The organism is Streptomyces sp. NPDC052107 (assembly GCF_040680215.1).
Classification (GTDB): Bacteria; Actinomycetota; Actinomycetes; order Streptomycetales; family Streptomycetaceae; genus Streptomyces.
The window spans coordinates 71,924-95,707 of sequence record NZ_JBFAWG010000001.1 but is presented as its reverse complement, the minus strand read 5'-3'; the positions used below and the strand labels follow the sequence as shown (position 1 = coordinate 95,707).

Sequence of the window (23,784 nt, the reverse complement as noted above, 5' to 3'; positions counted from 1 at the left end):
GATCGGTAAGGTGTTCGCATGAGTACCGGGGTTCGCCGCAGGATGGGTGTCGAGGAGCGGCGGCAGCAGTTGATCGGCGTCGCCCTCGACCTGTTCAGCCGACGCTCGCCCGACGAGGTCTCCATCGACGAGATAGCGTCGGCCGCGGGCATCTCACGCCCGCTCGTGTATCACTACTTCCCCGGCAAACTCAGCCTGTACGAGGCGGCGTTGAAGCGTGCCTCGGAGGACCTCGCGGGCCGCTTCGCCGAGCCGCACGAGGGCCCGCTCGGCGTGCGGCTGCTGCGGGTGATGGGCCGCTTCTTCGACTTCGTGGACGAGCACGGCCCCGGTTTCTCGGCGCTGATGCGCGGCGGCCCGGCCGTCGGCTCCTCGGCGACGAACGCCCTCATCGACTCCGTACGCCAGGCCGCGTACGAGCAGATCCTGTCGCACCTCGGCGTCACCGACGCCTCCCCGCGCCTGGAGCTGGTCGTCCGCTCCTGGATCTCGCTCGCCGAGTCCACGGCACTGATCTGGCTGGACGGCCGGCGCATCCCGCGCGCCGAACTGGAGCTCCAGCTGGTGCACGACTTCGCCGCGCTGGCCGCGGTCAGCGCCGCCTACGACGAGGACATGGCGACGCTGCTGAAGGAGATGGTCAAGGACGAGCCGGCCGACGGCCCCTTCGCGGAGCTCGTCGGCCGGCTGATCGCCCTCGGTTCCTAGCGGTCCTTACCGCTCGAACTTCCGGTACGACGGGTCGAGGTCGCGGACCTCGGCGGAGGCGTGCAGCGTGATCCCGTCCTCCGGCTCGATGTACCTGCGGAGCAGTTCCAGCGTGGCCTCCGTCAGCCTCGCCTTGGTCTCCTCGTCGCGGCCGGCGAGGAGACCGATGGTGACGTGCACGAGGGCGTGCCCTTCCTCCTCGGGATCTTCGTACCCGAAGACGGAGAGGCAGTCGTACCGGATCAGCGTCTTGCAGGACTCCGGCTTGGCCGCCGCGATGTCGACGACCGTCTCGTGCAGCGCCCGGGCGAAGCCGTCGACTTCGAAGGCGTCCTCCACCGGGCTGGAATAGTCGACGGTGATCTGCGGCATGGGCACTCCTGTTCTACGACGACGCCCCGACCCTACTTCGCCGCCCTGGTGAACACCGCCACGGTCCGCGCCGGGACGCTGAAAGTGCCCGAGCCGGCCGTGTAGGCGGAGGTCTTCACCACCGGGTCGGCGCCGGAGGCCTGCACCGGGTGCAGCGTGTACCGCGTCCCGGCCAGGTCGCCGATCTTCTGCTCCTGCCGCTCCGGTGTGGCGTTGAAGACGACGACCAGGTCACCGAGCTTCATGGTGATCACACCCGGGGTCTCGTCCTTCCCCGACAGCGGGAAGGAAAGCTGGTCCTGCACCTGCGTGGCCGTGCCGAGCGAGAACGCCTTCTCGGTGGTCCGGATCCTCAGCAGGTCCTGGTAGCCGGCGGAGGTGCCGGTGATCTGCTCGCAGCCCACCTTGACGCTGGTGAGCAGCGGCCTGGCGTACTCCCACTTGGACTGGTTGTCGGCCGCCATGGGCAGTCCGCGTCCGAAGCCGTTGCCGTCGGCGCAGTTCCAGTGGATGGCGTTGAACCAGTCCCCGCTGTCGAAGGAGTTGCGGTCCAGCGACTTCGAGCGCAGCAGGTCGGTACCCGCCTGGGACAGGGCCGGCCCCTGCGACAGAGCGGCCGTGGCCATCGCCAGGACCTGCATCCGGGCCCGGTCGGAGACGGAGGTGTCCTTCGGGAGCTTGTAGGTCAGGGCGTCGAACAGCGACTCGTTGTCGTGAGCGTCCACATAGGCGAGGGCGTCGCCGGGTGCGTCCGCGTAGCCTGCGGGCGAGCCGTTGTAGTCGACCTCGGCTCCGGTGACCTCCTTGCCGTCGGTGTCCGTGAAATGGTATTTCGCCAGGTCTCCGGTCAGACCGATCTTGATCAGGTCCTGGTAGTGCAGGAGGCGCGCCTTCTGCTCCTCCTTGGTCCCGTTCGCCGTGGACGAGTTGGGGTCGGTGTACAGCCCGGACGCGAAGCCCTGGATGCCGGGGTCGGAGTCGAAGGGGCTGCCGCCGCGCACCGCGTCTCGGGCACGGTCGGAGAAGGTGGCGATGCCGGTGCCGGCCATGTTCGCCTGGGTGGCCTGCACGAAGCGGGCGTCGTTCGCGACCTCGCCGAAGTTCCAGCCCTCGCCGTACAGGATGATCTTCTTGCCGTCGACGCCGTCCTTCTCCAGTGTCAGCGCGTCGAGGGCCTTCCTGACCGCGAGGATGTTGGCCTTCGGGTGGTGGCCCATGAGGTCGAAGCGGAACCCGTCGACCTTGTACTCCTTCGCCCAGGTGACGATCGAGTCCACGACCAGCTTGCCCATCATCGCGTTCTCGGGTGCGGTGTTGGAGCAGCAGGTGCTGTTGGCCACCGAGCCGTCGGCGAGCAGCCGCTGGTAGTAACCGGGCACGATCCTGTCCAGCACGCTGGTGTCCGCCTGGCCGCTGGCCGCCGTGTGGTTGTAGACGACGTCCATGACAACCCGGAGGCCGTCCTCGTTCAGCGCCTGCACCATCCTGCGGAACTGGACCGTACGGGCCGTGCCGTCCGGGTCGGTGGCGTACGAACCCTCGGGCACCGTGTAGTGGTACGGGTCGTAGCCCCAGTTGTAGGCGTCCTTCGCGGCGGTCTTCGCCACGCACTCCTGCTGCTTGTCGGAGTCGGCCGCGTAGGAGGCCAGGTCGCAGTCGGGACTCGCCTGGTCGGCCTTCTTCTCGGGGATGGTGGCGATGTCGAAGGCGGGCAGGAGGTGCACGTACGACGTGCCGGACTTCGCCAGCTCCTTCAGGTGCCTGGAGCCGTCGCTGCCCTTGTCGGTGAAGGCCAGGTAGGTGCCCTGGTCCTTCGCAGGGACCGTCTTGTCGGCGACCGAGAAGTCCCGGATGTGCAGCTCCTGGATCTGCGCGTCCCTCAGCGGTACGGCCTTGGGCTTGCGCAGGGCCGACCAGCCGCTCGGGGCCAGGGCCTTGTCGTTCAGGTCGACGACGAGGCTGCGCTCGGAGTTCGCGGTGAGAGCGACCGAGTAGGGGTCGGTGACCCTGTTGGTCACCATCTTGCGGACGCTCGGCGCCCAGACCTTGACGACGTACCGGTAGGGCTTGCCCTTCCAGGACGCCGGGCCGGTGACCGACCAGACGCCGCTCGTGTCGTCGCGGTGCATGGGGTGGGTCGAGCCGTCCAGCTCCAGCACGACGCTCTGCGCGGTCGGCGCCCACACGGAGAGGGTGGGCTTTCCGCCGTGGAAGACCGGGCCGAGCTGCGCCTTGGTCGCGCTTGGGTACAGGTCGTCCAGCACGCCCGCGATCTGCACGCCGGTCGCGGCCAGCACGGCTCCGTTGGCGGCCCGCTGGGAGGCGACGAGCTGGCCCTTCAGCGCCGCGCGCACCCGGTCCCGGTCACGCGGGTCGACGGACCACGCGGTGTAGTCCTTCAGATGCGGGAACCTCGCCTTCTGGGCGTCGGTCAGCGTGGTCTTCTCCAGCCGGATCCAGCGCTCGTCGTCGCTGGTCAGCATCCCGTCCTTGACGGCGATCGAGCCGCCCCGGGAGTACAGCAGCTGGGTGGAGGCGGCGCCCTCCACACCGTTCCAGGCGACCGTGTCCCGGTCGATCCAGACCGCCTTGGAGGTGCTCAGGTCGAGGGCGGCCGAGCTGCCCGCCGGCTGCGGCAGCAGGTATTTCTCCTGACCGTTCAACAGCCACACCTCGTAGCCGCTGGCTTTGAGATCGAGGGACTGGTCCGCTGCCAGGTCCTTCTCGTCGCCCTTGTGGATGATGTAGCTGAGGCTGGTGGCACCCTCGGTGAGCGGCACCTCGAAGACCACGCCATAGGCATCAGTCTTCACCGGCTTCAGCGGGTTCGACCAGTCGGTGGGGTTCGCGGCACCCGTCCACACGTGCAGGCCCCAGCCCTCGTAGTCGCCGTCGACCCGGTGGTAGTGGATGACCGCCTTGGTCTTGTCCTGCGCGGGATAGCCGGGCTTCTGGGTCAGTACGTCCGTCTTCCCCTGCTCGACCCAGACCTCACCCGTCTTGGTGACGTCGATGCTCCGGTCGGCGGAGACGTCCTTGTCGCCGTTCTTGTCGATGACCAGGAAGCCGACGTTGGACGCGCCGGGCTTGAGCTTGACCCAGGCGAAGGCGCCGTAGGCGTCCCGGCCGGTGAAGGGGTGGCTGGCCGGCCAGTTCGTGGCCTCGCCGTCGGCGATGTCGCCCCAGGCGTACAGGCCCCAGTTGTCGTAGTCGCCGTCGGTGCGCTTGTAGTGCACGATCGCGTAGTCGCGGGAGGAGGCCGTGGGGACCTCGGGCGCGGGTGGGGTGCCGGAGGTGCTGCTCGCCGTGGCGCTCGCGGTGTGCCCGGCCGAGTCGACCACGACGGCCTTGTAGCGCAGCGCGGTCCCGGCGGGGACGTCCCTGCCCAGGGTCTGGTTGACCTTGTACGGGACGTGGTCGGCGGAGCCGAGCACCTGCCACCGGGCGTTGCCGACCTGGGCGGCGAAGACGACCCGGTCGAGCTGACCGCCGTCGACATCGGCGCCGAGTTCCACCGTGCCGGTGGCTCCTGCGGCCGGGGCCTTCAGAGTGATCGTCGGCTCGGCGGCGGGCTTCGCGAGGGTGCCGGACGCCCTGTAGACCACGGCGGACTCGGCGGGGACGGTGACGCTGACCTTGCGGTCGCCGTCGGACGTCACGGAGTCGGTGGCGCCGTAGATGCCCCGGTACGCCATGTCCGCGGAACCGGTGGCGAAGGTGGCCGACTTCGCCTCGCCCGCGTTGTTGAGGGCGACCACGTACTCCTGGCCGGTCCTGGCGTCCGTGCGGGTGAAGGCGTAGACGCCGGCGCCGTCGGCCGCGTAGCGCTGGGTCTGGACTCCGTCGGTCAGGGCCGGGTTGGCCTTGCGGAGCCCCGACAGCTCGGCGATCTGCTCGTACAGCGGCGCGCTGGTGTCGTACGAGTTGCTGGCGTGGGTGCGGTCGGTGCCGATCTCGTCGTCGTCCAGGTAGTCGGCGACCTTGGAGGCGAACATGGTCTGGCGGGCGTCCTTGTCACCGCCGGAGCCGGTGAAGCCCTGCTCGTCGCCGTAGTAGACGACCGGGTTGCCGCGGCTGAGGAACATCAGCTCGTTGGCGAGTTCGTCCTTCTTCAGGACCTCGGCGTCGGTCGTCTTCGGGTTGTCCTGCTTCAGGAAGTACCCGATGCGGCCCATGTCGTGGTTGCCGAGGAAGGTGACCTGCTCGTACGCGTTGGCCTTGTCGGTCGTGTACTTGTAGTCGTCCCCGAAGACGCTCGCCAGCTTCTGGGCACTCGCGCCCTGGGAGGCGTAGGCCCGCGCCGCGTCCTGGAAGGGGAAGTCGAGGGTGGCGTCGAGGCGGCCCTGGGTGACATACGGGGACGTGATGTTCGTGTCGGCGGAGTAGACCTCGCCGAACATGAAGAAGTTCTTCCGCCCGTGCGCCGCGGCGTACTTGTCGAGCGCGGTCGCCCACTGGGTCCAGAACGGCATGTCGACGTGCTTGACGGTGTCGATCCGGAAGCCGTCGACGGCGAAGTCCCTCACCCACCGCTCGTAGATCTTCTCCATGCCGTGGACGACCTCGGGACGCTCGGTCCACAGGTCGTCCAGGCCGGAGAAGTCGCCGTAGGTGGTGGACTCGCCGGCGTACGTCGAGTCGCCCCGGTTGTGGTACATCGTCGGGTCGTTGAGCCAGGCCGGGACCTTGGACCGGCTGGTGACCTTCGGCGTGTACGGGAAGGAGCCGTTGGATACGGCCGGGAACGTCCGGCTGCCGTCCGCGTAGTCGGCGTCGTCGAAGGGCCTGCCGTCCTTGGTCAGATACGGGAACGCGCCCTTGGAGAGGTAGTCGTAGGACTTCTCCTGGTAGTCCACGACGTCGGCGGTGTGGTTGGTGATGACGTCGAAGAAGACCTTCATGCCCTTGGCGTGGGCCTTGGAGATGAGGGTCTTCAGGTCCTCGTTGGTGCCGAAGTGCGGGTCGACCTGGGTGAAGTCGGTGATCCAGTAGCCGTGGTACCCCGCGGAGGCGTTGGCGCCGGTGCCCTGCACGGGCCTGTTCTTGAAGATCGGCGCCATCCAGATGGCGGTGGTGCCGAGCCCCTTGATGTAGTCGAGCCTCTTGGTCAGGCCCTTGAGGTCGCCGCCCTGATAAAAGCCCTTGTCGGTGGGGTCGTAGCCGGTGCTGAGCCGGGAGCCGGTCAGTCCGCCCTTGTCGTTGGACGTGTCACCGTTGGCGAAACGGTCCGGCATGACGAAGTAGAACTGCTCGCGGGTGTCGTCGTGCCGGGCGGGTACGGCGGCGAGCTTCGCCTCCGACGGAGGCGCCAGCGGGGTGGCGGCCCGGGCCGCGAGCGGCTGCACGAGGGCTGCGGCGAGCGCGGCGACGGCGACGGCCGCGACCCGTCTGGCATGGGCGGTGCGGCGCGTCGGGGGCGCCTGCCTTCTCGGTATCACAGGCATGAACTCCTTGCGATTGCGGCTCTCTTGGGTCCGACCCCGCGCGACCGTACCGCTGGCGAAAGGTTTACAGCAAGACCCTTGAAATCCATAGCAAGGAGTTTCAACGTCAACCTTGACGTACGCTCCTCAACTGCTCCACAGTCACTGTTTGCTGAAGGCTGACCCCTTCTGGAGCGCTCGCCGGACGGCAGGGGTCGCGATGGGGCCAGGGGCCCGGGTCTGGCGACCTGTCCTACCGCGACGACTATTGCTGCGTTCTCGTCCGGATTTCAAGCGAAGCCACAGAAGGAGCGGACGAACTCGGCTTGGCTCTTGCGCGAGTTCTTCGCATCCCAGATTGACCTCTGTCCCGGGACGTTCGCCGAGTCTGAAGACCGTTGCATCAACGCCCAACCGCTGTGCCTCGTCCGACGCACGGTGGAATAGGCTGAGCGCCGATCCGCGACGACTCGAGTGCCTGCGCAGTGATCCCTGGTCGCCGCGCCTGGGTGGCGACCAGGGACCACCTGTCGTTACTCAGCAGCTCGACTTCCCGGCGTAGATCGCGAGCGCCGTGTTCGAGCCCAAGGTGGCGGTGAACTGCCCACTGGAGTTCACCGTCACCGTCGTGTTGTTCTGCACGTTGCAGTACGTGCCCGCGGGCAGGGACGTCAGGTACGTCCTGGTCAGGCTGCCGGACTCGTGGTTGATCGCCACATAGCCCTTGCTCCCCCGCCCGAACGCGATCGCGTTGTTGCCGTTGTCCCACCAGTTGGTGACCGACTGGCCGCGGGTCGCGTTGCGGAAGGCGACCATGCGGATGATCTCCGGCCAGGCGTGCTGGCACTTCCAGCCGTCCTGCCAGCAGGCGTTGACCTGGCCGCCGTTGGGCGGGCCGGCGTCCGCGTCGGACCACTCGTAGCCGGAGTTGATGTCGGGGGCGCCGTAGGGCCAGGCGAGCATGAAGACGTTGGCCAGGGTGTAGTTGGCGCCGTCCTTGTAGTTCAGGGTACTGCCGTTGCGCTCGGTGTCGTGGTTGTCGACGAAGACGCCGGCCACCGAGCTGCCGAGGTAGCCCCAGCCCTCGCCGAAGTTGCTGAGGTAGGCCAGCTTCTCGTTGTTGAAGACGCGCTTGAGGTCGTAGGCGTAGCGGAACTCCTGGACGTCTCCGTCGCCGGTGTACTCGGAGGGCTGGACGGCCTCGTTCGCGCCGTAGATGACCTCCTGCTTCCAGTAGACGGAGGGGTTGGTGAGGCGGGACTTGATGTTCGCCAGGTCGTCCGCCGGGATGTGCTTGGCCGCGTCGATGCGGAAGCCGTCGGCGCCCAGGGAGAGCAGGTCGTTCATGTAGCCGGCGATCGTCTTGCGGACGTACTCCTCGCCGGTGTCGAGGTCGGCCAGGCCGACCAGTTCGCAGTGCTGGACGTTCCAGCGGTCCTGGTAGTTGGTGACCTGGGACATGCAGTCGTCGAAGTCGTAGACCGAGTACAGGCCCGGGTAGTCGTACTTCGTGTACGACGAGCCGCCGGTGCCGGTGCCGCTGCCCGCCGACATGTGGTTGACGACGGTGTCGACGACGACCTTCAGGCCGGCCGCGTGACAGGTGTCGATCATGTTCTTGAAGGACGTGCGGTCGCCGAGGCGGCCCGCGATCTTGTACGACACCGGCTGGTACGACGTCCACCACTGGGAGCCCTGTATGTGCTCGGCGGGCGGGGAGACCTGGACGTAGCCGTAGCCGGCGGGGCCGAGGGTGGTGGTGCACTCGCGGGCCACCGAGGCGTAGTTCCACTCGAACATGACGGCCGTGACGTCCTTGGTGCCGGGCGGGGAGGCCTCTGCGATGGTCGGGTTCATGCCAACCGTGACGGCGGCTGCGAGGGCGAGCGCCGCGGGGAGGGTTCTGCGTGCCATGTGGGGGTCCTTCGTCCTTGAAGGCTGTGGAAAGACCGCTGAAGGCGCTTGCTGCAATGTTTCAGCAAACTTGCGGTGACGCAGATGTTAAAGGCCCGCTGCCTGAAAGGCAGCGGGCCGTTGTGAAGTTGATGCAAGAACTTGTCGACGGACCGTCAGGCCACCGTCGTCCACCACACCGTGGTGTCCGCCGGCACCTTCGTCTCGCCGTCGGCCTCGGTCACCTCACCGCTGGTGAGCAGGACACGGCCGTAGGAGGGGGTCGTCACGGACTCGCCGGTCGTGTTAGTGACGCACACGAACTCGTTCCGCCGGAAGGCCAGGACGCCCTCGGGGGCCCGCAGCCACTCCACCGCGTCGCCCGCGCCCAGGTCGGACCGGGCCCGGCGGACGGCCAGGGCCGTGCGGTACAGCTCCAGCGTCGAGCCGGGGTCACCCGTCTGTGCCTCCACGCTCAGCTCACCCCAGCTCGCCGGCTGCGGGAGCCAGCTGCCGCCGCTGCCGAAGCCGTACGACGATCCGGTACGGGTCCACGGGATCGGCACCCGGCAGCCGTCGCGGAAGCCGTCCTGGCCGGCGCCACGGAAGTACGCCGGGTCCTGGCGGACCTCGTCGGGCAGGTCGACGACGTCCGGCAGGCCCAGTTCCTCACCCTGGTAGATGTACGCCGAGCCGGGGAGCGCGAGCATGAGGAGGGTGGCGGCACGGGCCCGGCGCAGGCCCAGCTCCCGGTCCCCGGCCGTGCGGATCTGGGTGCCGAGGCCGGGCGGGTTGGCGAAGCGGGTGGCGTGCCGGGTGACGTCGTGGTTGGACAGCACCCAGGTGGCGGGGGCGCCGACCGGGCGCATGGCCTCCAGCGTGCGGTCGATGACCGTACGGAGCTCCTTCGCGTCCCATTCCGCGCTGAGGTACTGGAAGTTGAAGGCCTGGTGCAGCTCGTCCGGGCGGACGTAGTTGGCGGTGCGCTCGACGGTCGGGGTCCAGGCCTCGGCGACGAAGATCCGCCCGCCCGTCTCCCACCACCGCCCTTCTGACGAAGGCCCTTCAGGCCCCTTTTTATCCGCGTACTCGTCGAGGATCGTGCGCCACTGGCGGTAGATCGCGTGGACGCCGTCCTGGTCGAAGAACGGCATGACATCGTTGCCCAGCAGCTTGAGCTGGTCGTGGGAGCCGAGGTCGGGCAGGCCGTCGGCCTTGACCAGGCCGTGGGCCACGTCGATGCGGAAGCCGTCCACGCCCATGTCCAGCCAGAAACGCAGGATCGAGCGGAACTCGTCACCGACGGCCGGGTGTTCCCAGTTGAAGTCGGGCTGCTCGGGCGCGAAGAGGTGCAGGTACCACTCCCCGTCGGCCACCCGTGTCCAGGCCGGGCCGCCGAAGATGGACTCCCAGTCGTTGGGCGGGAGTTCGCCGTTCTTCCCCTTGCCGGGACGGAAGTGGTAGCGCTCGCGCAGCGGGGAGCCCGGGCCCTCGGCGAGGGCGCGCTTGAACCACTCGTGCTGGTCGGAGGAGTGGTTCGGCACGAGGTCGACGATGATCCTGAGTCCCAGCTCGTGGGCGTCGCGGATCAGCGCGTCGGCGTCGAGCAGGTTGCCGAACATCGGGTCGACGGCACGGTAGTCGGCGACGTCGTAGCCCGCGTCGGCCTGCGGGGAGGCGTAGAAGGGGCTGAGCCACACGGCGTCGACGCCGAGGTCGCGCAGGTACGGCAGGCGGGAGCGTACGCCTTCCAGGTCGCCCATGCCGTCGCCGTTGCTGTCGGCGAAGCTGCGCGGATAGACCTGGTAGATGACCGCGTCCCGCCACCAGTCGCGGCGGCGGTCGGCGACGGCGGCGACGACGGCGGAGTGGTGGGCCGGTGCGGCGGGGGGCTGCTGGCTCATGGCGTCCTTGGTGTGATGGGGGTCCCCCCGCGCGAGCGCGGCCGGGCGTGGGGAGGAGTTCGGGTCATGGGCGCGTGGGTGCGGCGGCGGATGCGGGTGGGCCGGGGTGTGCGAGGCGGCCGCGGTGACAGCGGGGTCGGATGGACACCGCGGCCGCCTACCCGCGCGGTGAGGCGCGCGGGAGTCCCGGGGGCGTCAGCCCTTGGTGCCGCCGGCGGTGAGGCCGGTCACGAGGTTCTTCTGCACGAGGTAGAAGAACACCGACACGGGTATCGCGATCAGCACCGCGGTGGCGGCCATGTAGTTCCACTGGGCGTCGTGCTCGCTGACGAAGGTCTGCAGACCGACGGCGAAGGTGTACTTGGAGTCGTCCAGCATGAACGTGGTCGCGAAGGCGACCTCGCCGACCGCGGTGATGAAGTTGTAGAAGGCGGCGACGGCGAGGCCCGGCCGGGCCAGCGGCAGGATCAGCCGGAAGAAGGTGCCGAAGGGGGTCAGTCCGTCGACGCGTCCGGCCTCGTCGATCTCGAAGGGGATGGTGTCGAAGTACCCCTTGAGCAGCCAGGCGCTGTACGGCACGGCGGTGGTGCAGTTGATGACGATCAGCGCCCAGTATGTGTCGATGAGATCGAGCCGGCTGAAGATCTCGTACATCGGCACGATCAGGATGGCGATCGGGAAGGCCTGGGTGAGCAGCAGGACCCACATCAGCTGCTTGTAGCCGGGGAAGCGCATCCGGGAGACCGCGTAGCCGGTGGTGGCGGCGACGAGGACACCGATCAGGGTGGTGCCGAGGGCCACGATCATCGTCGACTTGAACCAGTCGAAGAAGCCGGTGTGCTGGAGCACGAAGCTGTAGTTGGAGAACGACAGCTTGCCGGCGATCTTGGCCGGGTGCAGGTAGTCGTCCTTCTCGGGGCCGAGCGACAGGAAGATCAGCCAGGCCACCGGGGCGAGCGCGATCAGGCTCGCGACGGCGAGACCGCCGTGCAGGAGGGCGGCGCCGACCGGGCCGCGTTCGCCGCGCCGGCGGGTCCGGCGCGGGGGCTGCGCGGCGGGGATCGGCCCGGCCTCGGTCTTTTCCAGGGTCGTGGTGCTCATGGCGGCGGCTCCTGCGGCGTCAGACGGCGAGCTGGTCATTGCGCTTCAGCCAGCGGAAGTAGAAGGAGGTGAAGACGGTGATGATCGACAGCAGCAGTACGCCGTACGCGGCGGACTGGGCGAAGTCGCGCGGCTGCTGTCCGAAGCCCAGGAAGTAGGCCCAGGTGACGAGGATCTGGGCGTCGGGGGCGCTGGTCGGGCCGAACAGCAGGAAGATGATGGCGAACTGGTTGAAGGTCCAGATGATGCCGAGGAGGACGACGGTGGAGCTGACGGACCTCAGCCCCGGCAGGGTGACGTGCCGGAAGCGCTGCCAGGCGCCGGCGCCGTCCATCTCCGCGGCCTCGTAGAGCGAGGAGTCGATGGACTGCAGTCCGCCGAGCAGCGAGAGCATCATGAACGGCACACCGCACCAGGTGTTGACCATGATCGCGGCGAACCGCTGCCAGAAGGTGTCCTCCAGCCACTGCGGCTGGGGCAGGTGGACGGCGTGCAGGATCTGGTTGATCACTCCGGAGTCGGAGAGCATGATCCGCCAGGAGAAGACGGTGACGAAGGTCGGCACGGCCCAGGGCAGGACGAGCAGCACACGGTAGAAGGTGCGGCCGCGCAGCTTCTCGTTGAGCATGAGCGCGAGGCCCAGGCCGATCGTGTAGTGCAGGGCCACACAGGCGGCCGTCCAGACGACGGTCCACAGGAAGTGCGACCAGAACCGGTCGTACGACAGCGGGCCGAACAGGATGTCCTTGTAGTTGTCGAGCCCGATGAACTTGTAAGTGGCCGGGATGTGGTTGACGCCGATCGTGCGCGCGGAGTTGAGGCTGTTGGCGTCGGTGAGCGTCAGGTAGACACCGCGGATCAGCGGATAGCCCACGATCACGGCGAGCACGACGACCACCGGGGCGATCATCGCGTAGGCGTACCAGTACTTCTGGTAGCCGTTCTTGATGCGCTGCCCCAGCCCGGGCCGAGGCGCGCGGTCACCGCGGCGCTTGCCGGTCGCGCGGTCGATGGCGACTGTCATGGTTCGACACCTTCAAAACGATCAGGGGTTGGGCCGGGCACAGGGCGGTGGCCGCCGGATCCTTCCCCTCCTTCGAGAGGATCCGACGGCCACGCGGGCGTCACTTGCTGAAGTCGGGCACCAGCTTGGTGATGGCGACCTCGGCATTGCTCAGGCCCTTGTCCAGCGACTCCTTGCCGCCGGCGATCTTCGGCAGCTCGGTGTCGAGCGGACCCCACAGGCTGCTGTACTCCGGCAGCTCCGGGCGGGGCTGGGCGGCGGGCAGGACGGCCTGGTAGCCGGCGATGCCAGGGTCGGCCTTGACCTGCGCGGTGTAGGCGTCCTCACGGGTGGGCAGGGTGGAGTTCTTCAGGGCGATGGTCTCCTGGGAGGCCGCCGAGGTCATGAACTTCACGAACTTCAGCGCCGCCTCCTGGTGGGACTTGTCCGAACCGGCGTAGACCGCGAGGTTGTGGCCGCCGGTCGGGGCGCCCGCCTTGCCGCTGGAGCCGGCCGGGACGGTGGCGATGCCGAGGTTGGACTTGTCCTTGAAGGCGCTGCCCTTGTAGAAGTTCGTGATCTCCCAGGGGCCCTGGATGATCGCGGCGACCTGGCCGTTGACGAAGGCGTCCTGGATGTGGGCGTAGGCGTCGGCGGTGGTGTCGGCCTTGTGCAGGCCCTTGCCGGAGAACGTGCTCAGCCAGGTGCCGTAGGCCTTCTTCGCGGCGGCCGAGTCGACGGTGATCTTCTTGGCGGCGGCGTCGACGGTGTCGGTGCCCTCGCCGTAGAGGAAGGTCTGCGCGTAGTAGGCCTGGGTGGAGCCCCAGTAGCCGAACTGGCCCGTCTTGGCCTGGACCTTGGCGGCGTCGGACTTCAGCTCGTCCCAGGTCTTGGGGGCCTCGGTGATGCCGGCCTTCTTGAACAGGGCCTTGTTGTAGACGAGGGCCAGGGTGTCGGTGACCAGCGGCACGCCGTAGGTCTTGCCCTGGTACTGGGCCTGCTTGATCAGGCTGGGCTGGAACTTGGCCTGGTCGGTGAGGGCCTCGGTGCCGTCCAGCGGCAGGAAGTAGCCCTTCTTGGCGAAGGCCGGGGTCCAGCCGACCTCGGAGCGCAGCACGTCCGGGGCACCCTTGGAGCCGGCCGCGGTGTCGAACTTGTTCTGCGCCTGGTCGAAGGGGACGTTGACGTACTTGACCTTGATGTTCTTGTTGGCAGCCTCGAACTGCTTGATCAGGGCCTGGTACGTCGGCGCCTCGTTCGTGGCGTTGGAGGTGTCCCACCAGGTGATGGTCACCGGGCCGCCGGCCTTGTCGCCGTTGCCGCTGTCGCTGCTCCCGCCGCCGCAGGCCGTCGCCGCGAGGGCGAGGGACGCCACCAGCGCGGAGGCCGCTATGCCACGCCGCATGAGTTCTCCTTGAGGGTTTAAGCCCGAGTGAGGCAGGGGCGGTCCCGTCCGCCGTCCCTGCGGTCTTGCCGACAGCGCCGTTGCGGCGGCCGGGCGACCAGGAACGTAACAGCGATGTAAGCGTTGCGAAAGACCTTGCAGAAAAAAAGTGCAAGGGAACACGATGGTTACCCGCCCGTGACCGGGGCTCGACCCCGGCGCAACCGCGCATTGGGGCCGGTGGGGCGGCGACGACGGTACTTGTGCAAGACTCTGCAAGCTCTTGCCACCATGAATTCGAGGGAGCGCGATGAGGCAGCAACCCACGGCGGGCCGTTCGGCTGCCCGTGCCCGGCGTCCGGCCGGTGGGCAAGGCGACATACGACCGGTACAGTCCGGTGCCGTGACCACACGGCTTGCCGACATCGCTGCGCAGGCGGGGGTGAGCGAAGCGACTGTCAGCCGGGTCCTCAACGGGAAGCCGGGCGTCGCCGCCACCACCCGCCAGTCCGTGCTCGCCGCGCTGGACGTCCTGGGCTACGAGCGCCCGGTGCGGCTGCGGCAGCGCAGCGAGGGGCTGGTCGGTCTGATCACTCCGGAGCTGGAGAACCCGATATTCCCGGCGCTGGCCCAGGTCATCGGCCAGGCGCTGACCCGCCAGGGCTATACGCCGGTGCTGGCCACGCAGACCCCGGGCGGCTCGACCGAGGACGAGCTGACCGAGATGCTGGTGGACCGCGGGGTCGCCGGGATCATCTATGTCTCCGGGCTGCACGCCGACACCACCGCCGACATGCAGCGCTATGAGCGACTGCGGGCGCAGGGCGTGCCGTTCGTGCTGGTCGACGGGTTCTCGCCGAAGGTGCAGGCGCCGTTCATCTCCCCCGACGACCGGGCCGCGATGACGCTCGCGGTGACCCATCTGGCCTCGCTCGGGCACACCCGGATCGGGCTCGCGCTCGGGCCGAAGCGGTTCGTGCCGGTGCAGCGCAAGATCGAGGGCTTCGTGCGGGCCATGCAGGACCAGTTGGGGCTCGCCGCCGAGGCGATCGAGACCGAGCTGATCCAGCACTCGCTGTACACGCTGGAGGGTGGTCAGGCGGCGGCGACCGCGCTGATCGAGCGGGACTGCACGGCCGTGGTGTGTGCCAGCGACATGATGGCGCTCGGTGCGATAAGGGCGGCCCGGCAGCGGGGTCTGGAGGTGCCCCGGGACGTGTCGGTGGTGGGCTTCGACGACTCTCCGCTGATCGCCTTCACCGACCCGCCGCTGACCACGGTCCGCAAGCCGGTGCCGGCGATGGGCCAGGCCGCGGTGCGCACGTTGCTGGAGGAGATCGGCGGGACGCCCGCGCCGCACAGCGAGTTCGTGTTCATGCCGGAGTTGGTGGTGCGCGGTTCGACCGCTTCGGCGCCGAACGTCGTCCGTATGTCGTAGAAGGTGCGCGGCGGACCCGACCTTGGGATGATCGGTCGAAGGACCCTTTTCTGGCAGACTTGATGCCTATGAGTGACTCGACCGTGACGCAGTCGGAAGGTCGCGAGGAGGTGGCCGTTCGACAGGCCGTCACGAGTGAGGACAGAAGAGGTGCGCGGGGTCTCGTCGGCCGGCTACGGCGCCCGCGCCGGCCCCGGCTCTGGTTCGAGATCCTTCTGATCGCGGTGAGTTACTGGACGTACTCACTGATCCGCAACGCCGTCCCGGAGCAGCGGGGCAAGGCGCTGCGCAACGCCGACTGGATCTGGCGGGTCGAGCACCACCTGGGCGTCGCCGTCGAGCAGGCCGTCAACCATGCCGTGAACTCGGTGACTTGGCTGATCATCGGGATGAACTACTACTACGCCACACTGCACTTCGTCATCACGATCGGTGTCCTGGTGTGGCTGTACCGGTGGCATCCCGGCCGCTATGCGGCGGCCCGGCTCGTGCTCTTCGCGACGACGGGTGTGGCCCTGCTCGGTTACTACCTGTTCCCGCTCGCACCGCCTCGGTTGATGCGCGGCGGGCACTTCGTGGACACCGTGATGGTGCACCACACATGGGGCTCGATGGCCTCCGGCGATCTGAAGGACATGTCGAACCAGTACGCGGCGATGCCGTCGATGCACATCGGCTGGTCGCTGTGGTGCGGGCTGACGATCTTCGCGCTGGCGTCCGTACTGTGGGTGCGGGTGCTGGGCCTGCTCTACCCGGCGGCCACCCTGCTGGTCATCGTTGCCACGGCCAACCATTTCTGGCTGGACGCCGTGGGCGGTGCGCTCTGCCTGGCCTTCGGGTTCACCGTGGCGCGGGTGTGGTACGGCACGCTGCCGTACGCGCTGCCCCGCGTGGTGCCGGTCCGCAGGCCCGAGCCGGAACGGGCGGCGGTTCGGGCTTGAGCGCCGCCTCTCCGGCCGGGCGTCACCCTCCGTCGCCGCGGCACCGGCCGGAGCTCACCCTCCGTTGCCGTAGAACAGCTCCTCGACCACCGTGCGCGCCCTGCGGGTGGTACGGCGGTACGCGTCCAGCATGTCCCCGGCGTGCCCGGCGCCGTAGCCGAGGTAGCGGCCCACGGCGGACAGCTCGCGCGGCTCGGTGGGGAAGGTGTCCCCGGCCCGGCCGCGCACCAGCATCACCGCGTTGCGCACCCTCGTCGCCAGCACCCAGGCCTCGTCCAGGATCTCCGCCTCCTCGGCGGACAGCAGCCCGGCCTCGCGCGCGGCGGCCAGCGCCTCCCGGGTGCGGGTGGTGCGCAGACCGGGCTGCTCCCAGCCGTGCCGGAGCTGGAACAGCTGGACGGTCCACTCGACGTCGGACAGCCCTCCGGGACCGAGCTTGGTGTGCAGTTTCGGGTCGGCGCCGCGCGGCAGGCGCTCGGACTCCATACGGGCCTTCAGCCGGCGGATCTCACGGACGGCGTCCTCGTCGAGGCCGCGCCGCGGGTAGCGCAGGGGGGCGATCAGCTCGGTGAAGCGGCGGCCCAGGTCCTCGTCCCCGGCGACCGGCTCGGCCCGCAGCAGCGCCTGCGACTCCCAGACCAGGGACCAGCGGCGGTAGTACGCCTCGTACGACTTCAGGGTGCGCACCAGCGGGCCCGACTTGCCCTCCGGGCGCAGGTCGGCGTCGATGAGCAGCGGCGGGTCGGCGCTGGGCAGCTGGAGCAGGCGGCGCATCTCGGCGACGACCTTGTTCGCGGCGGCGGCCGCCTCGTGCTCGTCCACGCCGTCCTGCGGCTCGTGCACGAAGACGACGTCCGCGTCGGAGCCGTAGCCCAGCTCGTGGCCGCCGAAACGGCCCATCCCTATGATCGCGAACCGGGTGGGGAGCGTGTCGCCCCAGCCGTCCCGGACCACCGCGCGCAGGGTGCCGGCGAGGGTGGCGGCGGTGAGGTCGGAGACCGCCGCGCCGACCCGGTCGACGAGGGCGCCCTGGTCGGCCTCGGCGGGGCTGGTCTCGGTGCCGTAGGAGCCGACGATGTCGGCGGCGGCCGTACGGAACAGCTCGCGGCGGCGCACGCCGCGGGCCGCGGTGACGCCCTGCTCGGCGTTCTCCGCGCGGCCCACGCCGGCCAGGATCTCCTGCTCCAGGTGGGCGCGCCCGCGCGGGTCGAGGCCGCCGCCGTCGCCGTCGCCCAGCAGGGCCACCGCCTCGGGGGCGCGCATGAGGAGGTCGGGGGCGAGGCGGCCCGCCGACAGCACTCGGGCCAGGTTCTCGGCCGCCGCGCCCTCGTCGCGCAGGAGGCGCAGATACCAGGGGGTCTTGCCGAGCGCGTCGGAGACCTTGCGGAAGTTCAGCAGGCCCGCGTCCGGGTCCGCGGAGTCGGCGAACCAGCCGAGCAGGACGGGGAGCAGGGTGCGCTGGATCGCCGCCTTGCGGGTCACGCCGGACGCCAGTGCTTCGAGGTGGCGCAGGGCGGCTGCCGGGTCGGCGTAGCCGAGGGCGACGAGGCGCTCGCGGGCCGCCTCGGGGCTCAGACGGGCCTCGCCGGGGGCGAGTTGGGCGACCGCGTCGAGCAGCGGGCGGTAGAACAGCTTCTCGTGCAGCCGCCGTACGACGCCGGTGTGCCGCTTCCACTCCCGGATCAGCTCGGTCGCCGGGTCGGTGCGCAGGCCGAGGGAGCGGCCGAGGCGCCGCTGGTCCTCCTCGGCGACCGGGACGAGGTGGGTGCGGCGCAGGCGGTAGAGCTGGATGCGGTGCTCCATCGAGCGCAGGAAGCGGTACGCCTCGTCCAGGCGGGCGGCGTCCTCGCGGCCGACGTAGCCTCCGGCGGCCAGGGCCTGGAGGGCGTCGAGGGTGGTGCCGCTGCGCAGCGACCGGTCGGTGCGGCCGTGCACCAACTGCAGGAGCTGGACGGCGAATTCGACGTCGCGCAGGCCGCCGGGGCCGAGTTTGAGTTCGCGCTCGATCTCGGACGCGGGGATGTTCTCGACCACGCGCCGGCGCATCTTCTGGACGTCCGCCACGAAGTTCTCGCGCTCGGCCGCCTTCCAGACCAGGGGTTCGAGCGCGTCGACGTACGCCTGGCCGAGGTCGGCGTCGCCCGCCACCGGGCGGGCCTTGAGGAGGGCCTGGAACTCCCAGGTCTTCGCCCAGCGCTGGTAGTAGGCGAGGTGGGAGGAGAGGGTGCGGACCAGGGGGCCGTTGCGGCCCTCGGGGCGGAGGTTGGCGTCCACCGGCCAGATGGAGCCCTCCACGGTGGTCTCGGAGCAGATCCGCATAAGGTGCGAGGCGAGGCGGGTGGCCGAGGTGAGGGCCTTGGCCTCGGTGGTGCCGTCGGCCGCCTCGGCCACGAAGATCACGTCCACGTCGGAGACGTAGTTCAGTTCGTGGCCGCCGCACTTGCCCATCGCGATCACCGCGAGGCGGCAGGCGGCGGCGTCCCCGGGGGCGTTCGCCTGGGCGATGGCGAGGGCGGCGCGGAGGGTGGCCGTGGCGAGGTCGGCGAGTTCGGCGGCCGTCTCGGCGACGTCCGTGGTGCCGCAGACGTCGCGGGCGGCGATGGAGAGCAGACAGCGGCGGTAGGCGACGCGGAGGGAGACGGGGTCGGTGGCCCCGGCCAGGCCGCGCTCGAACTCCTCGACGCCCGGGTGCAGGTCCCGGGGCTCGTAGGTGACCAGGGCGTGCCAGTCGCTCGGGTGGCGGGCCAGGTGGTCGGTGAGGGCGGCGGAGGCGCCGAGGACGCCGAGGAGACGGTCGCGCAGCGGCTTGGCCGCGATGAGGGTGTCCAGCAGTTCGCGGTGGGCGGTGGGGCCGTCCTGGGCCTCCAGGAGGCGGACCAGGCCGTGCAGGGCGAGGTCGGGGTCGGCGGTGGCGCCCAGGGCTTCCAGGAGGACGGGGTCGTTGCGGACGGGGGTGAGCTCCGGGCCGTCCAGGAGGCGCTCTGCGGCGGAGGGGTCGGTGAAGCCGTGTCGGAGCAGGCGGGTGAAGGTACTGCTTCTGCGCCCCGGCGTCATCTCCGTGGCCTCCCCTGCGTGCGTCTCGGATCGGGATCGTCCTGGCCAGAGCCTAACCGGAGGGGGGCGGGGGGGCTTCGCCGAGCGGGTGTGGGTCCTGCGGGGGCTGGGTCGGGTGCGAGTGGGGGCCCGTGCTGGGCCGGTGTGGGGTGCCGGTGTGTGGGAGTCGCCTGCGGGTGCGAGGTCCTGCGTGGTTCCTACGATGCGTGGCCCTGCGGGTGCGTGTCCTATGTCCGCGGCGGGCGGACACCGCCCGGCACGTCCCCTTCCCGCCGTGCGCGGCCGCGGGCAGTAGTTCATCCGGTCTTCATTCTCCCGGTTGGGTGCCGTGCGGCGGGGGAATGTTGGCGTGTGCATGCTCTGTCCGCACCGCCAACCCCGTCCCGCCCCCAACCGGAGGTTGATGTGTCCGGCAGTTCCGTGTACCGCCGTGCCCGTACCGTCGTGGCGTCTGCAGCGGCGCTCGCCGCGGCCGCGTTCGGGCTGTGGACCGGGATCGGCGAGGAGTCCGCGCACGCCGCGGGCGCCGTGCCGAGCCCGGACCACGTCGTCGTCGTGGTCTTCGAGAACCACGCGTACAGCCAGGTCATCGGCTCCTCCAGCGCCCCGTACATCAACTCGCTGAAGTCGTCAGGTGCCAACCTCACGCAGTCGTACGCCGAGACCCACCCGAGCCAGCCGAACTACTACGCCATGTTCTCCGGCTCGACGCAGGGAATCACGGACGACAGCTGCGTCACGCCGGGGTTCTCCTCCGCCCCCAACCTGGCGTCCGAGCTGATCGCCGCCGGCCGCACCTGGGCCAGCTACAACGAGACCCTGCCGAGCCAGGGCTCGACCGTGTGCACCAGCGGCAAGTACGCCCAGAAGCACAACCCGTGGTTCGGGTTCAGCAACGTGCCGACGTCCAGCGCCAAGACGTTCGCCCAGTTCCCCACCGACTACACCCAGCTGCCCCAGCTGTCGTACGTGGTCCCCAACCTGTGCAGCGACATGCACGACTGCTCGGTGTCCACCGGTGACACCTGGCTGAAGAACAACCTGGGTGCCTACGCGACCTGGGCCAAGACCCACAACAGCCTGCTCGTCGTCACGTTCGACGAGGACAACCGGCTGAGCGGCAACCGGATCCCGACCGTGCTGTACGGGCAGCCGGTGACGGACGGGTCGTCCAGCTCGACCACGTACAACCACTACGACCTGCTGCGCACCCTGGAGGACAGCCAGGGGCTGACCTCGCACGCGGGCAACGCGGCCTCCGCCAAGGACATCACCGGCATCTGGGCGTCCTGACGTGTACGTAGCGGACAGCCGCGCGAGTACGCCGGCGTCCGCGGACGGTGCCGTCCGGCCACTGGCCGGGCGGCGCCGTGCCGCGATCGCCCCGACCGTGCTCGTGCTCGGAACGGTCAGTCTGGTGACGGACGTGTCGTCCGAGATGGTCACGGCCGTGCTGCCGTTGTACCTGGTCAGCGGGCTGGGCCTGTCCCCGCTGGGCTTCGGCCTGCTCGACGGCGTCTACAACGGGTTCTCCGCGGTCGTACGGCTTGTGGGCGGGCACCTCGCGGATCGCGGTGGCGGGCGGCACAAGTGGGTCGCCGGGTTCGGGTACGCGGTCTCGGCCGTGTGCAAGCCGCTGCTGCTGGTCGCGCACTCGCTGACCCCGATCGGTCTGGTGCTCGCGGCCGACCGTACGGGGAAGGGCCTGCGGACCGCTCCCCGGGACGCCCTCATCTCGCTGTCGAGTACGGCGGAGTCCCGGGGGCGCGCCTTCGGTGTGCACCGGGCCATGGACACGGCGGGTGCGCTGCTCGGCCCGCTGGTGGCCTTCCTGATCCTGCGGGCGACGGTCGACGGATACGACGCGGTGTTCACCGTCAGCTTCTGTGTCGCTGTGCTGGGCGTGCTGGTCCTGGTGCTGTTCGTGCCGGGCGGGCGCGGTGGCGCGGTCGCGGACGAGCGGCCCACCCTGCGGGGTGCGGTGGCGCTGTTGCGGCGGCGTGGGCTGCGGCGGATCGCGGTGTGCGCGCTGCTGCTCGGTCTGGCCACGGTCAGTGACTCGTTCGTCTATCTGCTGCTCCAGCGCCGGCTCGGCGTCCCGGACCGGTGGTTCGCGCTGCTGCCGCTCGGTACGGCCGCCTCCTTCCTGCTGCTGGCGGTGCCGCTCGGGCGGCTCGCGGACCGGGTGGGCCGGTGGGCGGTGTTCGTCGCCGGGCACGGTGCCCTGCTGGTCGCGTATGCGTTGCTGCTCACGGCGTGGCACGGCTCGGCCCTGCCGTACGTCGTCCTCGCCCTGCACGGCGCCTTCTACGCGGCCACCGACGGGGTGCTGATGGCGGCGGCCTCGGACGGGGTGCCGGAGGCGCTGCGCTCGTCCGGGCTGGCCCTCGTGCAGACCGGGCAGGCGCTGGCCCGGTTCGCCTGCTCGCTGCTGTTCGGCGCGGCCTGGACGGTGTGGGGCGACCGGGCGGCGCTGGCGGGCGCGGCGGTGGCGCTGGCCGCGTGTGCCGCCTTCTCCCTCACCCTGCGCCCGAAGGGGACGGTGCCCGCATGACCATACGCAACCGCGTCCTGATCCTGGTCGGCGCCGTCGCCGTGCTCGCGGCGGTGGGACTGGCGTCCGTGCTGCACGCCTCGGCCCGGGCCGACCGCCGTGACCACGCCCAGGCGGGCGGCCCCCGGGTGACGCCGGGGACGGTGGCGCTGACCGGGCGCGGGGTGATGGAGTTCCGGAACATGGCCTGGGGGCCGCACCGGGACGAGATCGTCAGCGTTCCGGCGTCCGATCCGTCGGGTCCGCGTACCGCCTCCGGCGTCAAGTGCCTGCGTTTCTACACCGCTTCCGGAACCGGCGTGTGTCTGCAGGCGGTGCACGGCCCGGTCTCGGACACCTACCGGGCACTGATCCTGGACGCCCGCCTGCGCACCGTCCACCGGTACGACGTCCCCGGCATCCCGTCCCGCGCCCGCGTCTCCCCCACCGGCCGCTTCGCCGCCTGGACGGCGTTCGTGGGCGGCGACTCCTACGCCGGTACGAACTTCTCCACGCGTGCGGCGATCGTGGACACGAGGAGCGGTGAGCTGATCCCGTCCCTGGAGGCCTTCCGCGTCGTCAGGGACGGGCACACCTACCACGCGGCGGACGCCAACTTCTGGGGCGTGACGTTCGCGGCGGACGACCGCACGTTCTACGCCACCCTGGCGACGCAGGGGAAGACCTATCTCGTACGAGGTGATCTGCGCGCCCGCACGGTCACGACTGTGCACACGAACGTCGAGTGTCCGTCCCTCTCGCCCGACGGCACGCGGATCGCCTACAAGAAGCGGGTCGCGGGGCTGCCGAAGGACGCCCCTTGGCATCTGTACGTGCTCGACCTGCGCACCTTGCGGGAGACCCCGCTCGCCGAGTCCCGCAGTGTCGACGACCAGGTGGTGTGGCGCGATGCGCACACCCTGGTCTACGCCCTGCCCGGGGACTTCGGCGCGGACCTCTACACGGTTCCCGCGGACGGCTCCGGGGCCCCGCGCCGGATCGCCTCGGCCGCGGTGTCCGCCGCGTATGTCGGCTGACCGTGCGGACGGGTCAGGGCAGCGTCCAGAACCGGACCGTGACGAGATAGAAGACGGCGGCCCAGAAGACCATCGCCACCGCGACCACGGCGAGGCCGCGGACGTTGGTTCTGACCACCGCCTCGCCCGGTGGCGGGCGCAGCCACCGCCCGAGCAGCGGGTTCACGTAGAAGGGCATCGTGAGGAAGCTCATGAGGAAGCTCGACAGCAGGTTCCCCACGAGCAGGCCGATCCAGAGCGGCAGGTGCAGCGGGAACAGCGCGAGCGTCAGCAGCACGACGGTCGGGTACAGGCCGACCCAGACGGCGAGGGAGGTCTTGGTCGCGGAGGGCGGCGGCGGTGCCTCCTTGCCGTCGCCCTCGAAGGCGAACCAGCTGCCGAACGAGTTGTCGATCGTGCGCAGTTTGAAGTCGTTGAACTTCTCGCCCGCGGCCAGGATCTTCTGCCGTTGCGGCGACGTGAGCCAGGCGTCGAGGTGCTCGGCGGTGTCGTAGCGGTACAGCGTGGTCCACTCCTCCTGCAGTCCCTCGACGGGGCGGAAGAGCTCGGTCCCGCGGAACCCCTCGAACTTGCTCTCCTCCTCGACCATGTGATGCTGCCACTCGAGGAAGTCGTCGACGTGGTCCGGGTGGACGCGGTGGGTGACCACCACGGTCACCAGGGGATCCAGTGACTGCGTGCCGCTGCTGACCACCTGCTGGGTCGCCGGGCCGTCGAAGTACTTGCTGCCGACGTCGAGGTACGTCTGCCGGGTCGCGCTGTTGATCCAGGTCTGAAGGTGCGCGACCGAGTCGAAGCGGTACACCACGACCCAGTCGGGTTGCAGGGGGGTCGGCGGCGAGATCTCGGCGCCGAGGAAGCCGGGGTAGTAGGCGGCGGCGTCGTTCAGGTCCTCCTGCCAGGTCTCGTACTCCTTCTCCATGCCGGGCAGGACCTTCTGCCCGATGATCGCCGTGGCCGCGGCGGCGACGTTCTTCGTGGTGTTCATGGTGC

General features: G+C 69.8%; 15 protein-coding genes. 6 read left to right on the top strand and 9 right to left on the bottom strand.

All coding sequences use genetic code 11. The features are described from left to right. Positions 1-18: 18 nt before the first annotated feature. A complete protein-coding gene (locus AB0M27_RS00415) occupies positions 19-708 on the top strand; it encodes a TetR/AcrR family transcriptional regulator (protein ID WP_365716331.1) in 690 nt (229 codons plus the stop codon). A 6-nt stretch (positions 709-714) separates the two neighbouring features. Here the strand turns inward: AB0M27_RS00415 and AB0M27_RS00410 are convergent, their stop codons facing one another. From AB0M27_RS00410 to AB0M27_RS00380, 7 genes are all read right to left on the bottom strand, one after another. Beyond that, on the bottom strand, positions 715-1,080 hold the full coding sequence (locus AB0M27_RS00410) for an isomerase (protein ID WP_365716329.1): 366 nt from the start codon (positions 1,078-1,080) through the stop codon (positions 715-717). 32 nt (positions 1,081-1,112) lie between these two features. After that, positions 1,113-6,524: a pullulanase-type alpha-1,6-glucosidase gene (pulA, locus tag AB0M27_RS00405; RefSeq protein WP_365716327.1), complete on the bottom strand. Its 5,412-nt coding sequence runs from the start codon at positions 6,522-6,524 to the stop codon at positions 1,113-1,115. Positions 6,525-7,040: 516 nt separating this feature from the next. Next, entirely contained in the window at positions 7,041-8,417 is a 1,377-nt protein-coding gene (locus AB0M27_RS00400) for an alpha-amylase family protein (RefSeq protein WP_365716325.1), read from the bottom strand. A gap of 155 nt (positions 8,418-8,572) precedes the next feature. Continuing rightward, a complete protein-coding gene (locus AB0M27_RS00395) occupies positions 8,573-10,300 on the bottom strand; it encodes a glycoside hydrolase family 13 protein (RefSeq protein ID WP_365716323.1) in 1,728 nt (575 codons plus the stop codon). A gap of 195 nt (positions 10,301-10,495) precedes the next feature. Beyond that, the gene (locus AB0M27_RS00390; protein WP_365716321.1) at positions 10,496-11,401 is read right to left on the bottom strand and encodes an ABC transporter permease subunit; all 906 of its coding nucleotides are present in this window, start codon (positions 11,399-11,401) and stop codon (positions 10,496-10,498) included. Between the two features lie 19 nt (positions 11,402-11,420). Continuing rightward, complete coding sequence (locus tag AB0M27_RS00385) at positions 11,421-12,425, bottom strand: sugar ABC transporter permease (RefSeq protein ID WP_365716319.1); 1,005 nt, start codon at positions 12,423-12,425, stop codon at positions 11,421-11,423. Positions 12,426-12,525: 100 nt separating this feature from the next. After that, positions 12,526-13,809 carry an extracellular solute-binding protein gene (locus AB0M27_RS00380; RefSeq protein ID WP_365716317.1) on the bottom strand — a complete coding sequence of 428 codons (1,284 nt, stop codon included), beginning with the start codon at positions 13,807-13,809 and terminating at the stop codon, positions 12,526-12,528. Positions 13,810-14,191: 382 nt separating this feature from the next. Between AB0M27_RS00380 and AB0M27_RS00375 the strand changes: the two genes are divergently transcribed. Together AB0M27_RS00375 and AB0M27_RS00370 are read left to right on the top strand one after the other, a co-directional pair. Then, positions 14,192-15,226 (top strand): LacI family DNA-binding transcriptional regulator, encoded by a 1,035-nt coding sequence (locus AB0M27_RS00375; protein ID WP_365716315.1) that lies wholly within the window; start codon positions 14,192-14,194, stop codon positions 15,224-15,226. 68 nt (positions 15,227-15,294) lie between these two features. Further along, positions 15,295-16,167: a phosphatase PAP2 family protein gene (locus tag AB0M27_RS00370; protein WP_365716313.1), complete on the top strand. Its 873-nt coding sequence runs from the start codon at positions 15,295-15,297 to the stop codon at positions 16,165-16,167. A gap of 54 nt (positions 16,168-16,221) precedes the next feature. Here the strand turns inward: AB0M27_RS00370 and AB0M27_RS00365 are convergent, their stop codons facing one another. After that, the gene (locus tag AB0M27_RS00365; protein WP_365716311.1) at positions 16,222-19,221 is read right to left on the bottom strand and encodes a bifunctional [glutamine synthetase] adenylyltransferase/[glutamine synthetase]-adenylyl-L-tyrosine phosphorylase; all 3,000 of its coding nucleotides are present in this window, start codon (positions 19,219-19,221) and stop codon (positions 16,222-16,224) included. A gap of 405 nt (positions 19,222-19,626) precedes the next feature. Here AB0M27_RS00365 and AB0M27_RS00360 point away from each other — a divergent pair, with 405 nt between their 5' ends. Genes AB0M27_RS00360 through AB0M27_RS00350 form a run of 3 tightly spaced genes read left to right on the top strand, consistent with a single transcriptional unit; the run spans position 19,627 to position 22,791 of the window. Further along, a complete protein-coding gene (locus AB0M27_RS00360; protein WP_365716309.1) occupies positions 19,627-20,514 on the top strand; it encodes an alkaline phosphatase family protein in 888 nt (295 codons plus the stop codon). Between the two features lies 1 nt (position 20,515). Further along, complete coding sequence (locus tag AB0M27_RS00355) at positions 20,516-21,775, top strand: MFS transporter (protein ID WP_365716307.1); 1,260 nt, start codon at positions 20,516-20,518, stop codon at positions 21,773-21,775. After that, on the top strand, positions 21,772-22,791 hold the full coding sequence (locus AB0M27_RS00350; protein WP_365716305.1) for a TolB-like translocation protein: 1,020 nt from the start codon (positions 21,772-21,774) through the stop codon (positions 22,789-22,791). Before AB0M27_RS00355 ends, AB0M27_RS00350 begins: the two co-directional genes overlap by 4 nt. 13 nt (positions 22,792-22,804) lie before the next feature. On the opposite strand, the gene AB0M27_RS00345 is transcribed toward AB0M27_RS00350, so the two are convergent. Further along, positions 22,805-23,779 carry an antibiotic biosynthesis monooxygenase gene (locus AB0M27_RS00345; protein WP_365716303.1) on the bottom strand — a complete coding sequence of 325 codons (975 nt, stop codon included), beginning with the start codon at positions 23,777-23,779 and terminating at the stop codon, positions 22,805-22,807. Positions 23,780-23,784 lie beyond the last annotated feature (5 nt).

Bases quoted from the DNA above. Each gene is read 5' to 3' on its own strand.
- AB0M27_RS00415 (WP_365716331.1), top strand. From the start codon at position 19: ATGAGTACCGGGGTTCGCCGCAGGATGGGTGTCGAGGAGCGGCGGCAG.
- AB0M27_RS00410 (WP_365716329.1), bottom strand. From the start codon at position 1,080: ATGCCGCAGATCACCGTCGACTATTCCAGCCCGGTGGAGGACGCCTTC.
- pulA (WP_365716327.1), bottom strand. From the start codon at position 6,524: ATGCCTGTGATACCGAGAAGGCAGGCGCCCCCGACGCGCCGCACCGCC.
- AB0M27_RS00400 (WP_365716325.1), bottom strand. From the start codon at position 8,417: ATGGCACGCAGAACCCTCCCCGCGGCGCTCGCCCTCGCAGCCGCCGTC.
- AB0M27_RS00395 (WP_365716323.1), bottom strand. From the start codon at position 10,300: ATGAGCCAGCAGCCCCCCGCCGCACCGGCCCACCACTCCGCCGTCGTC.
- AB0M27_RS00390 (WP_365716321.1), bottom strand. From the start codon at position 11,401: ATGAGCACCACGACCCTGGAAAAGACCGAGGCCGGGCCGATCCCCGCC.
- AB0M27_RS00385 (WP_365716319.1), bottom strand. From the start codon at position 12,425: ATGACAGTCGCCATCGACCGCGCGACCGGCAAGCGCCGCGGTGACCGC.
- AB0M27_RS00380 (WP_365716317.1), bottom strand. From the start codon at position 13,809: ATGCGGCGTGGCATAGCGGCCTCCGCGCTGGTGGCGTCCCTCGCCCTC.
- AB0M27_RS00370 (WP_365716313.1), top strand. From the start codon at position 15,295: ATGAGTGACTCGACCGTGACGCAGTCGGAAGGTCGCGAGGAGGTGGCC.
- AB0M27_RS00365 (WP_365716311.1), bottom strand. From the start codon at position 19,221: ATGACGCCGGGGCGCAGAAGCAGTACCTTCACCCGCCTGCTCCGACAC.
- AB0M27_RS00350 (WP_365716305.1), top strand. From the start codon at position 21,772: ATGACCATACGCAACCGCGTCCTGATCCTGGTCGGCGCCGTCGCCGTG.
- AB0M27_RS00345 (WP_365716303.1), bottom strand. From the start codon at position 23,779: ATGAACACCACGAAGAACGTCGCCGCCGCGGCCACGGCGATCATCGGG.